We start from the raw sequence: 11,971 nt of genomic DNA, 5'->3' as shown, positions 1-11,971 counted from the left end.
GAGCCACCCGCCCGTGGAGGGAGCCCGAAACATGGCAGGCTGGAGCGCGACCGACATCCCGGACCAGACGGGCCGAACGGCCGTCGTCACCGGGTCGAACAGCGGGATCGGCTACGCGGCCGCGCGCGAACTGGCCAGGCGCGGCGCACGTGTCGTCCTGGCCTGCCGGAACGAGGCGCGCGGCACGGAGGCCGCGGACCGTCTGGCGAGAGAAGTACCGGGCGCGGAGCCGGAGTTCCTCCGGCTGGACCTGGCCGAGCTGGACTCCGTACGGCAGTTCGCGGCGATGTACGGGCAGACCCACGACCGTCTCGACGTACTGGTCAACAACGCGGGCGTGATGGCGCTGCCGTACGGGCGCACGGCCGACGGCTTCGAGACGCAGTTCGGGATCAACCACCTCGGACACTTCGCGCTCACCGGGCTGCTGCTGCCGGTGGTGCTCGGCACGCCGGGCGCGCGCGTCGTGACCGTGTCCAGCGGGATGCACGCCGTGTCCAACATCGACATCACCGACCTGAACAGCGAGCGCCGGTACCGGCGTTGGATCGCGTACGCCCGCTCCAAGACGGCCAACCTCCTCTTCACCCACGAACTGGCGCGCCGGCTCGCCGCCACCGGCTCCGACGTCGTGGCGGCGGCCGCGCACCCCGGGTACGCCGCCACCAACCTCCAGACGGCGGGCGTGAAGCTCGAGGGCCGCACGGCCGCCGAACGCTTCATACGCGTCGGCAACCGCTACTTCGCCCAGTCCGCGGACGCCGGCGCGCTCCCCACCCTGTACGCGGCCACGGCCCCCGGCGTCCGGCCCGACTCCTTCACGGGCCCGTCCCTCCTCGGCTGGCGCGGCGCACCCGCGAAGTCGTGGCGCGCGCCCTGGACGCTCAACGACAGGGCGGCGCAGCGGCTGTGGGAGGAGTCGGAGCGGCTGACGGGGGTGGCGTACGAGGGGCTGAAGGCCTGAAGGGGCTGAAGGGCTGAAGGGCTGAAGCCCGGGAAGGGCCCGCTGCTGTGGCCGTGTCCCGGCCGGTGGCCAGTGGCCGGCGCTGTCCCGACCGGTGGCCGGCAATTGTCCCGAGCGTCCCAGCGACACGCCGTGAATGCAGCGTGTCGCTGGGACGGCGGGGCCAATTGGCGCCGCGCGGTGGGTTGCGCCGACGTCCCGCCGGAACCACTCCCCCGTCATCGCTCGGCAATGATATGTCCACCCGGTGCCCCTAGTGTCCGTGCCCGCGCGACCCCGCCGCCGTCCGGTGGCGGGGCGGTCACGACACCTCCTTGGAGTGAGCGTGGAACGTCGTACTCTCCTGCGTGCGGCCGTCATCGGCGGTTCGTCGGCCGTTCTCGGCGGAACCCTCTGGCGCGGCGCCGCGTACGCCGCCCCCGCCCAGCCGGGCCCCGGCCCCTACGGCACGCTCGGCGCACCCGACGCCAACGGCATCAGGCTCCCGAGCGGCTTCACGAGCAGGGTGATCGCCCGCTCAGGCCAGACGGTCAGCGGCACCTCGTACACCTGGCACAACGCACCCGACGGGGGCGCCTGTTACACCGATGGCAGCGGCTGGATCTACGTCTCCAACTCCGAGATCAACCCCTCCGGCGGCGCGAGCGCGGTGAGGTTCTCGTCGACCGGCTCGATCACCGGCGCGTACCGCATCCTGTCGGGCACCCGGCAGAACTGCGCTGGCGGCAGGACCCCGTGGAACACCTGGCTGTCCTGCGAGGAGGTCTCCCTCGGCTACGTCTACGAGACGGACCCGTGGGGCACGAACGCGGCGATCCGCCGGGACGCGATGGGCCGCTTCAAGCACGAGGCCGCGGCGGCCGACCCGGTGCGCAAGGTGATCTACCTGACCGAGGACGAGTCGAACGGCCGCTTCTACCGCTTCGTCCCGACGACCTGGGGCGACCTGTCCTCCGGCACACTCCAGGTCATGGTCGCGGGCAGCGCGACGTCGGGCTCGTTCACCTGGGCGAACGTCCCCGACCCGGACGGCTCTCCGACGTCCACCCGCACCCAGGTCTCGGGCTCCAAGTCCTTCAACGGCGGCGAGGGCTGCCACTACGCCGACGACACGGTCTGGTTCACGACCAAGGGCGACAACCGGGTCTGGCAGCTCAACCTCACCGCGAACACCTACGAGTTGGCGTACGACGACTCCCTGGTCACCTCGGGCACGGCCCCGCTCACCGGCGTGGACAACATCACGGGCTCCTCCTCCGGTGACCTCTTCGTCGCGGAGGACGGCGGCACCATGGAGATCTGCCTGATCACTCCCGACGACGTGATCGCCCCGTTCCTGCGGATCGACGGCCAGTCGTCCTCGGAGATCACGGGCCCGGCGTTCTCACCCGACGGCACCCGGCTGTACTTCTCCAGCCAGCGGGGGACGAGCGGGAGTTCGTCGGGCGGGATCACGTACGAGGTGAGGGGCCCGTTCCGGACGTCGGCGCTCGCCGGCTGAGCTTCGCGGCCTTCCTGGAGTGCCCCGGAGAAACCCGGGGCCCCAGGTCGGCCCGGCCCCGGCGGAGGTGCTGTCCACAGTCCGCCAGTGGACTCATCGGCAAACACAGTGGACTCAGCGTCAACGACAGTCACACCGGTACCGGGGGATGCTGGGTGCCGCGACGGCGGGACGGGCCAGTCGGGTCGGCGAGTCCGGCACGCGACGGACCGGCTCAGAACCGCGACTCGCTCTCCTGGTACGGCACGGGGGTTCGTACCAGGAGGGCGTGGTGCCGGTAGTCGCTGGGCGGCATGTCGTAGGCGGCGCGGAAGGCGCGCGTGAAGGCGGCGTGTCCGGTGAAGCCCCAGCGTGCCGCGATGCGGTGGACCGGCACGTCGCGCTGGAGCGGGTCGGTGAGGTCCCGGCGCGCCCGCTCCAGCCGCTGACGGCGGATCAGCGTGGAGACGGTGGTGCCGTGGTCCTGGAAGAGCCGGTGCAGGTAGCTGACGGAGATGTGGTGGGCCTCGGCGATGGCCCGCGGGGACAGCTCGGGTTCGTGCAGGTTCCGCTGGACGAACGCCTCGATGCGCGGCACGAGAGCGCGCTGCCGGGACTCGCCGGACACCCGGGCGCCGGGGTCGGCGTGATGCGCGAGCGCCGCGGCCAGGAGGTCCACGGCCACACCGCTCAGCCGGGGCACGTCGGCCGCCCGGTAGGAGGCGGACTCGGCGGTCAGACCGCTGAGGAACTGGGTGAGCAGCGCCCCCATTCCCTCCTGCCCGGGCAAGCGGGTCGCCAGCAGCCGTTCGGCCTCGCCGGCGGACAGGGGCAGCAGCGCACGCGGCAGATGCGCCCGGACCAGGGTGGCCGTCTCCTGCCCGGCCGCGATGTTGATCCGGAACGGGCGCGAGCTGTCGTACAGCGCGAAGTCGTACGCGCCCAGCACGGCGTCGCGCCCCGCCTGGGACACCCCGAGCTCGCCGTTCAGCGCGAACACGACCGAGTACAGCTCCGGGTCGGCCTCCCGGACCAACCGCGGTGTCCGCAGCACATCGGACGACGAACAGGTCAACTTCACCACGTTCACGGCAGCGAGGTCCAGCGCCTGCGCCGTCGCACGGAAGCGCTCCGCGTTCTCGCTGGTCACCCGCATCGGGTGCCCACTGTTGACCTGGAACTCGTCGAAGCGCGCCAGCCGCTCCTCCGGCGGCAGGTCGTCGCTGTCGAACACCTTCTCGATCATCATCCCCTCCGGACGGTCCCCGATCGGGATCATAACGACGGAAGCGGAAACGTTTCGTCCGCGTGGGGGCCGCCTGCGCTCGGCCCCCACGCCGACGGCGACGCGGTGGTGCCGCGGTGGCGGCGGACGTGGGACGAGGGCGGTCCCCGGACGCTGCGGTCGCAGGGGCCGGCATCATTGCCGAGGCTGAGCGAAAAGAATCCGCGCAGTTGGAAGCGGAGTTGGCCAAGGGTCCGGCCGCGCATGGCTGGGAGGATCAGCGGTGGACGCCGGCCCGGGTCAAGACGGTGATCGGCCGGCGCTTCCACGTGACCTACACGATCCAGGGCGTGCGGAAGCTCCTGGTCCGCGATGGCTGGTCCTGCCAGGTTCCAACCCGACGCGCTGTCGAGCGGGACGATGACGCGGTCGCCGGGTGGGTCAAGGAGGTGTGGCACTGCGCGGAAGACTCGCGGCGGCCCGTGGAGCTTGGCTCGTCTTCGAGGACGAAGCCGGATTCTCCACGACGCCGCCGCAGGCGAAGACCTGGTCACAACGCGGACACACACCGGTGGTGCGGGTCCGCGGCCGTTCCCGCAGACGGATATCCATTGCCGCACTGACCTGCTACAAACCCGGCCACCGCTCAAGGCTGCTCTACCGGCCACGCAGAGACGACGGCCGACCCGACGGGCGCAAAAGCTTCTCCTGGCGCGACTACCGGGACCTGCTGATCACAGCCCACCAGCAGCTCGGCGGCCCGATCGTCCTGGTCTGGGACAACCTCAACTCTGGGACGACCTCAACGTCCACAAAGCCGCCGACCTGCGGCAGTGGGTGGCAGCCCGGGAGTGGCTGAGCATCTACCTGCCGCCCTACGCACCCGACCCCAACCCCGTCGAAGGCATCTGGTCTCTCCTGTGACGCGGATGGCTCTCCAACGTCGCCTTCAGTACCCCCGAACACCTCGACCAGCGCATCCGACGCGGCTTACACCTCATCCAGTACCGCAGTCACCTCATAGACGGCTGCCTCGCCGAGACCGGCCTGACCATCGGACCCGCCTGATCAGCGACACGCCACCACGAGTGCAACCTCAAGTAGAGGAGTTGGAGAGGCCGATGGAGAAGCAGCCGACCGAAGTCCGTGCGGCCCGAGGGGCCCCTCAGGCCGCCATCAGCACCGCCAGGGCGCGGTCCATTGCGGCATTGAACTCTTCCGGCGCCAGCGGCAGACGGGACTTGACGTCCCGACTCCACTGGTCGGCGAGGACCTCGGCGGAGCCCGCCTCGACACCGTCGAGGGCTGCGTCGGCCAGGTCCGACGGAGCGATCTTGTCCACCGGCCAGCCCGCGGCCATGTCGGTGTCGGCCAGGCCGAGGTGCACCGCTGTGACGAGTGTGCCCTGCTCGGCGAGCTCCAGGCGGACGCCGTTGGTCATGGCCCAGGCGGCGGCCTTGGTCAGGTGGTAGGCATTGGCGCCCTTGCCGCCGAACCACGACATGGCGGAGAGGACGTTGACGATCGCGCCCCCGCCGTTCCTGGCGAGCGCCGGCGCGAACTCCCGGATCATTCCCAGGTGGCCGAACATGTTGGTCTCCAGCTCGTGCCGCACCGCGTCCAGCAAACCGGTCACCAGGTCGGTCCCCGTGCTGATTCCCGCGTTGTTGATGAGTAGCGAGACGTCCGGGGCGGCCTCGGCGGCAGCCTTCACGGATGCGGGATCGGCGATGTCGAGGGGCAGCACCTCGACCCCGGGCAGGTCCACGGTCTCCGGTCGGCGGGCCGTAGCGTAGACCGTGCGGGCGCCCCGTTCGAGCAGGCGCTGGGCAAAGGCGCGGCCCAGGCCGCGGTTGGCTCCGGTGACAAGGGCGACGGCGTTGTTGATATCCATGTCCGGGACGCTAAAACCTGACGTTGGCGTCAGAGGCAAGTGCTGGTCGTCAGGGCCAGCGGTGAGAGGAATCACCATGACTGTCACAGTGGCCGCGGCCGAGCGGTTGATCCGGATCGGCGAGGTGGCACGGGGGGCCGGCGTCTCGGTGCGCGCCGTGCGCTACTACGAGCAGCAAGGGCTGCTCATCGCGGAGCGCAGCCCGTCCGGCCAGCGCCTGTACCGGCAGGACGCCATCCCCCTGGTCCGCTTCTTCCAGCAGATGTTCGCCGCCGGCCTGACCAGCCGAAGGATCACCGAACTCCTTCCGTGCTGGGACTCCGGGCACACCGACGCCGAGCAACGAGCCATGCTGCGAGCCGAGCGCGAGCGCATCCAGGCCAAGATCGACGACCTGCAGGCCGCCCTGGGCCGCCTCGACGAGGTCATCGCGATCACGGACACGCACCCGTAGGCGCGGTCGGTCAGACGTCTCATCAGCGATCTGACGTCGCTGTCTTGGTTGAGGCGATGAGGAGTCGTTGAGGGGGAACTGTTGCCGGGTGGCCGACGCGAATCTCGGTGTTCGGGCAGGGCGGAGACCAGCGCGGTGGTCTGGTTCCCCAGCGTCTTTCCGGTCGTAGGCCGTCAGGGATTGCCGGTCGACTGGCAGGACGGACGGTGTCGTGCGGCCATGCGGTGGAAGGCCTTGACCCCTGATGTTGGACACACGAGGTACTGGATCCTGAGGATCTGAGAACGGACATCTCGTGGTCATGAAGAACTATCCGCCACAGTTCAAGGCGGACGCGGTCGCGCTGTACCAGTCGCGGTCCGGGGTAACGATCAGGTCGGTTGCCGTCGATCTGGAGATCAAGAACTGCTGACGTTCGGCGGCCAACGCGCCTCTTGTGGATACCGCATGCCACCGGTGCTACCGCTGCCGACGGCCAGCCGTCAGCCCGTACGACACCACGAGTTCAACCTCAGTAGCTTTGTACGGCCTCGGAGGGCCCGGGAAGCGCCGGGGGCGTGCCCAGGGAAAGCTCCTCGGCCACGCTCCGCAGGCATGCCGAGAGATCGTGGCGTGCCACCTCGTCCGCCTGCTTGCCCTTTCCGGGCAGACGCAGCCGGCGGACGGGCTGCGGGTCGACGTTCATCTGGAATTCCACGAGGTCGTGCCTGCGGCGCAGAGCCGGGGGCTCCTGCAGTTCCGGGGACTTCATCACGTCCAGGACGACGAACAGGGCGGGGGATTGAGTACCTGCCCACCAGCGGCGCCATTCCGCGGAGTCGTCGATGACATCCACGAGCCGCTCGACCGCTTTCTCGTAGACGGAGGGAATGGTGAAGTCCGAGCCGAAGCTGACACTGAGCCAGCCAGAACGCACGGCCGGTTCGGGAAGCCGCTCCAGGAATGCCTGCACCTCAAGTGCCGCCTTCTCCAGGAGAAGCGATTCCTCACAGTCCCACTGGCGTTCGTGGAAGGTGGCAGGATCCTTCAGGACGCTTTTGTACACACTCTTTCCGGCGGCCACGACAGCGCATGCTTCCGCCTGCCCCAAGGGGCTTCCCGCTTCTTCCGCCCGGCGCCGGAGTTCAAAGAGACTTCTTTCGAGACGCCGCTGGAAGGAGGCCACGTCCTCCTCGTCCTCCCCCAGCAGCAGCTCCTGGAGTTCGTGGACGGTCGCTTCGTCGGCACATCCCTCGAGTTCGCCGATCGCTGCCCAGAAGTGCTTCTCGTTCACAGGTTGTCCCTCCCGGACACGGGTGGGGTTCCCTGGTTTCCCGGGGAACCCCACCAGGGTTGCTGGATCAGCGACAGCCTTTCAGCTGCCCGGGTGGGCGGCAGTGCCCGTGATGCGCCGGCGCATCACAACACGAAAGGGCGGCACCCCCGCACGGGTGCCGCCCTCTCCTGGTGCTCCGGAGCCGCCGCGATCGGTGAGGGTCGGGGACCGACGGCGGCTCCGGGTTCGGGTGAGGTCCGTGAGGACCTCAAGTCTCCTCAGTGTCCGGGTGAGGTCCGTGAGGACCTCACGTCTTCTCAGCGGTGGTCGCTGCCCGCCGACTGCGAGGCCGCCCGGCCCGCCTCCAGCCGCGCCACCGGGATGCGGAACGGTGAGCAGGAGACGTAGTCCAGTCCCACCTCGTGGAAGAAGTGGACCGACTCCGGGTCGCCTCCGTGTTCGCCGCAGACGCCGAGCTTGAGGTCGGGGCGGGTCTCGCGGCCGGCCTGGGCGGCGGCCTTCACCAGGGAGCCCACGCCGTCCTTGTCGATCGTCTCGAAGGGGCTGACGCCGAAGATGCCCTTCTCCAGGTAGGCCGTGAAGAACGAGGCCTCGACGTCGTCCCGGGAGAAGCCCCACACCGTCTGCGTCAGGTCGTTCGTGCCGAAGCTGAAGAACTCGGCGGCCTCGGCGATCTGGCCCGCCGTCAGCGCGGCGCGCGGCAGCTCGATCATCGTGCCGATCGCGAGCTTCAGTTCCGTACCCGTCGCCGCCTCGACCTCCGCGACGACCTGGTCGGCCTCCTCGCGGACGATCTCCAGCTCCTGGACCGTGCCGACGAGCGGGATCATGATCTCGGCCCGCGGGTCGCCCTTGGCCGCCTTGCGCTCGGCGGCGGCCTCCGCGATGGCACGGACCTGCATGGTGAACAGGCCCGGGATGACCAGGCCGAGGCGCACCCCGCGCAGGCCCAGCATCGGGTTCTGCTCGTGCAGGCGGTGCACGGCCTGCAGCAGGCGCAGGTCGTTCTCGTGCGGGTCCTTGCGGGACTCCGCCAGCGCCACCCGTACCGACAGTTCCGTGATGTCGGGCAGGAACTCGTGCAGCGGCGGGTCCAGCAGACGGATCGTCACCGGCAGTCCGTCCATCGCGGAGAACAGCTCCACGAAGTCCTGCTTCTGGAGGGGGAGGAGCTCCTTGAGGGACTCCTCGCGCTCGGCGTCCGTGTCCGCCAGGATCAGGCGTTCGACCAGCTCACGGCGGTCGCCGAGGAACATGTGCTCCGTGCGGCACAGGCCGATGCCCTGGGCGCCGAAGCGGCGGGCGCGCATCGCGTCCTCGGCGTTGTCCGCGTTGGCGCGCACCCGCAGGCGGCGCTTGCGGTCGGCGAACGCCATGATCCGGTGGACGGCCTCGACCAGTTCGTCGGCGTCCTGGGCGCCCGCGTGCATCCGGCCCTCGAAGTACTCCACGACCGGGGACGGGACGACCGGCACCTCGCCCAGGTACACCTTGCCCGACGAGCCGTCGATCGAGATCAGGTCGCCTTCCTCGACGACGTGGCCGCCCGGCACCGTCATCCGGCGGCGCTTGGTGTCGACCTCGAGCTCCTCCGCGCCGCAGACGCAGGTCTTGCCCATGCCGCGGGCCACCACGGCCGCGTGGGAGGTCTTGCCGCCGCGCGAGGTCAGGATGCCCTCGGCCGCGATCATGCCGTCGAGGTCGTCGGGGTTCGTCTCGCGGCGGATGAGGATGACCTTCTCGCCGGAGCGCGACCACTTCACGGCCGTGTACGAGTCGAAGACCGCCTTGCCGACCGCCGCGCCCGGAGAGGCGGCGATACCGCGGCCCACCTGCTCGACCTTCGCGTGCTCGTCGAAGCGCGGGAACATCAGCTGGGCGAGCTGGGCGCCGTTGACGCGCTGGAGCGCCTCCGCCTCGTCGATCAGGCCCTGGTCGACCAGCTGGGTCGCGATGCGGAAGGCCGCGCCCGCCGTGCGCTTGCCGACGCGGGTCTGGAGCATCCACAGCTGGCCGCGCTCGATGGTGAACTCGATGTCGCAGAGATCCTTGTAGTGGTTCTCCAGGGTCTCCATGATCTGCATGAGCTGGTCGTACGACTTCTTGTCGATCTTCTCCAGCTCGGCGAGCGGGACGGTGTTGCGGATACCCGCGACCACGTCCTCGCCCTGCGCGTTCTGCAGGTAGTCGCCGTAGACGCCCTGGTGGCCGGAGGCGGGGTCACGTGTGAACGCGACGCCGGTGCCCGAGTCGGGGCCCAGGTTGCCGAAGACCATCGAGCAGACGTTGACGGCCGTGCCGAGGTCGTGCGGGATGCGCTCCTGGCGGCGGTAGAGCTTGGCGCGGTCGCCGTTCCAGGAGTCGAAGACGGCCTTGATGGCGAGGTCCATCTGCTCGCGCGGGTCCTGCGGGAAGTCCCGGCCGGCCTCGGTCTTGACGATCTTCTTGAACTTGGTGACCAGCTTCTTCAGGTCCGCGGCCTCCAGTTCGGTGTCGACCGCTACCTTCTTGGCCGCCTTGGCCTGCTCCAGCGCGTCCTCGAAGAGCTCGCCGTCGACACCGAGGACCGTCTTGCCGAACATCTGGATGAGGCGGCGGTAGGAGTCCCACGCGAAGCGGTCGTCGCCGGCCTGCTTGGCCAGGCCCTGCACGGACTTGTCGGAGAGTCCGATGTTGAGGACGGTGTCCATCATGCCGGGCATGGAGAACTTGGCACCGGAACGGACCGACACGAGGAGGGGGTTGTCGGCCTGGCCGAGCTTCTTGCCCATCGTCTTCTCGAGGGCGTCGAGGTGCGCGCTCACCTCGTCACGCAGTGCCACCGGCTCCTCGCCGCTGTCGAGGTAGACCTTGCAGGCCTCGGTGGTGATGGTGAAGCCGGGAGGAACGGGGAGGCCGAGGTTGGTCATCTCGGCGAGGTTCGCGCCCTTGCCACCGAGCAGGTCCTTGAGGTCCTTGTTGCCCTCGGTGAAGTCGTAAACGAACTTCACGCCCTCAACGCCGGCGGCGGTGTGGCCTACGTGGGGATCTTTGTTTTCCGACACGGGTCCCAACTCCTCGAGGACGCGGTGGCTGCCCTGACGGCCAGGAACATACCCAGATCGAAGGCACCTGGGTACGTCCACTTGCGCGTCATGCGCTTGTAACCACCCGTCCGCCACTAGATCGAAAGTCAAGGCTTGGCAAGGAGTGGCGTGGCGATGTGTTCACTTCTTGAATGCCCAAGGGGTCGACCATCCCGCTTATCGCTCAAATGAGCGGCTATCCATACGTCTGAGTTTACTCGATGAACGATCAAAGGGTGGCACTGAGTGCCACCCTTTGAAGAAGCGGAGCAGTCCATGATCCGCTCATCTGAGCGCAACCCCTATCAGGGGTGGCGAGAATCACGCCGTTTCACGGAGCCGGATATCAGCATGCGGACCGGGACCGAGACGGAAACACGACCGTCACACCCCCAGCTCGGCCAGCCGCTCCTCCGCCCGCTCCGGCGCGTACAGGTGCTCCACGACCAGCGCACCCGCCCCCACCAGGCCCGCCCGCTCCCCCAGCCGCGAGGTCACCACGTCGAGGTGGGCCGTGGAGCGGGGCAGTGCCCGCTGGTACAGCAGTTCGCGCACCCCGGTGAGGAAGGGGGTTCCGGCCAGATCCCCGGCGATCATCAGGACCCCGGGGTTCAGCAGCGTCACCACCGTCGCCAGTACGTCACCGACATGGCGCCCGGCCTCCCGGGCCAGCGCCGCCGCCTCGGGATGCCCGGAGACGAGCAGATCGCGCACGTCCGAACCCGAGGCCGCGGGAACCCCCGCCTCGGCCAGCTTCCGGGCCACGGCGCCACCGCTCGCCACGGCGGCCAGGCAGCCGTACGCACCGCACCTGCACAGCGCGTCCGCGCCCGCCGGGACCCTGATGTGCCCGATGTCCCCGGCGCCGCCGTCGATCCCGCGGTAGATCGCCCCCGAGACGACGACGCCGGCGCCGATGCCCGTGGAGACCTTGACGAGGGCGAAGGCCGAGCAGTCCGGGTAGCCGGTGCGCTGTTCGCCGTACGCCATGAGGTTGGCGTCGTTGTCGACGAGGACCGGGGTGCCGGTGGGGCCGCCCGCGTGCTCGGTGAAGGCACGGGCCAGGCGGCCTCTTATGTCGTAGCCGTCCCAGCCCGGCATGATCGGCGGCTGGACCACCCGGCCGGTGTCGCTGTCGACCGGGCCGGGCACGGCCAGGCCGATACCGCAGACCGCCTCCGCCGGCTGCCCCGCCTTCTTCAGCAACTCGGCGAACCAGCGGCCCAGTTGGTCCAGTACGGCGTCCGGACCGTCCTCGATGACCAGGGTGCCCGAGTGCTCGGCCTGGATCTCGCCGGTGAGGGAGAGCACCGCGGCGCGGGCGTGGCGGGTGTCGAGGTCGGCGGCGAGGACGACGGCGTGGGAGTCGTCGAACTCCAGGGTGATGGAAGGGCGTCCGCCGAGCGGGGAGTCCACGGGGCCGCCTGCGCCCTCGCGCAGCCAGCCCGCCCGGAACAGCCGGTCCAGACGCTGGCCCACCGTGGCCCGGGACAGGCCCGTGACCTGCTGGAGCGCGCCCCGAGTGGTGGCCCGGCCGCTCCTGACCAGTTCGAGCAGGTCTCCGGCACCGGCATGGCTGCCCGTCCTCACGGCCCTTCCTTTCATGTGCACCC

Annotated in this window: 8 protein-coding genes and 1 pseudogene; 4 read left to right on the top strand and 5 right to left on the bottom strand. The window is 69.7% G+C overall.

Features of this window, described 5'->3' with window-relative positions; translation table 11 throughout:
* The first annotated feature begins 31 nt into the window (after positions 1-31).
* Both ACZ49J_RS02270 and ACZ49J_RS02265 read left to right on the top strand, forming a co-directional pair.
* Positions 32-964 carry an oxidoreductase gene (locus ACZ49J_RS02270; RefSeq protein WP_467447336.1) on the top strand — a complete coding sequence of 311 codons (933 nt, stop codon included), beginning with the start codon at positions 32-34 and terminating at the stop codon, positions 962-964.
* A gap of 325 nt (positions 965-1,289) precedes the next feature.
* Positions 1,290-2,465: an alkaline phosphatase PhoX gene (locus tag ACZ49J_RS02265; protein WP_467447335.1), complete on the top strand. Its 1,176-nt coding sequence runs from the start codon at positions 1,290-1,292 to the stop codon at positions 2,463-2,465.
* Positions 2,466-2,679: 214 nt separating this feature from the next.
* Here ACZ49J_RS02265 and ACZ49J_RS02260 read toward each other — a convergent pair whose 3' ends face one another.
* A complete protein-coding gene (locus ACZ49J_RS02260; RefSeq protein WP_468347693.1) occupies positions 2,680-3,723 on the bottom strand; it encodes an AraC-like ligand-binding domain-containing protein in 1,044 nt (347 codons plus the stop codon).
* A 75-nt stretch (positions 3,724-3,798) separates the two neighbouring features.
* Here ACZ49J_RS02260 and ACZ49J_RS02255 point away from each other — a divergent pair.
* A pseudogene (locus ACZ49J_RS02255) lies at positions 3,799-4,737 on the top strand (IS630 family transposase); the annotation flags it as partial.
* Positions 4,738-4,834: 97 nt separating this feature from the next.
* On the opposite strand, the gene ACZ49J_RS02250 reads toward ACZ49J_RS02255, so the two are convergent.
* Complete coding sequence (locus tag ACZ49J_RS02250) at positions 4,835-5,563, bottom strand: SDR family oxidoreductase (RefSeq protein ID WP_467447333.1); 729 nt, start codon at positions 5,561-5,563, stop codon at positions 4,835-4,837.
* A 76-nt stretch (positions 5,564-5,639) separates the two neighbouring features.
* Between ACZ49J_RS02250 and ACZ49J_RS02245 the strand changes: the two genes are divergently transcribed.
* Positions 5,640-6,017 carry a MerR family DNA-binding transcriptional regulator gene (locus ACZ49J_RS02245; RefSeq protein WP_467447332.1) on the top strand — a complete coding sequence of 126 codons (378 nt, stop codon included), beginning with the start codon at positions 5,640-5,642 and terminating at the stop codon, positions 6,015-6,017.
* Positions 6,018-6,528: 511 nt separating this feature from the next.
* Here ACZ49J_RS02245 and ACZ49J_RS02240 read toward each other — a convergent pair.
* The 3 genes from ACZ49J_RS02240 to ACZ49J_RS02230 form a co-directional block, all read right to left on the bottom strand.
* Positions 6,529-7,290: a DUF4240 domain-containing protein gene (locus ACZ49J_RS02240; protein ID WP_467447331.1), complete on the bottom strand. Its 762-nt coding sequence runs from the start codon at positions 7,288-7,290 to the stop codon at positions 6,529-6,531.
* Positions 7,291-7,589: 299 nt separating this feature from the next.
* Positions 7,590-10,337 (bottom strand): pyruvate, phosphate dikinase, encoded by a 2,748-nt coding sequence (gene ppdK / locus ACZ49J_RS02235; protein WP_467447330.1) that lies wholly within the window; start codon positions 10,335-10,337, stop codon positions 7,590-7,592.
* A 405-nt stretch (positions 10,338-10,742) separates the two neighbouring features.
* Positions 10,743-11,963: an ROK family protein gene (locus tag ACZ49J_RS02230; RefSeq protein ID WP_467447329.1), complete on the bottom strand. Its 1,221-nt coding sequence runs from the start codon at positions 11,961-11,963 to the stop codon at positions 10,743-10,745.
* Positions 11,964-11,971 lie beyond the last annotated feature (8 nt).

The organism is Streptomyces sp. NPDC030840 (assembly GCF_055572015.1).
The sequence above is the reverse complement of the archived record's forward strand: the minus strand, read 5'-3'. Positions and strand labels throughout refer to the sequence as shown.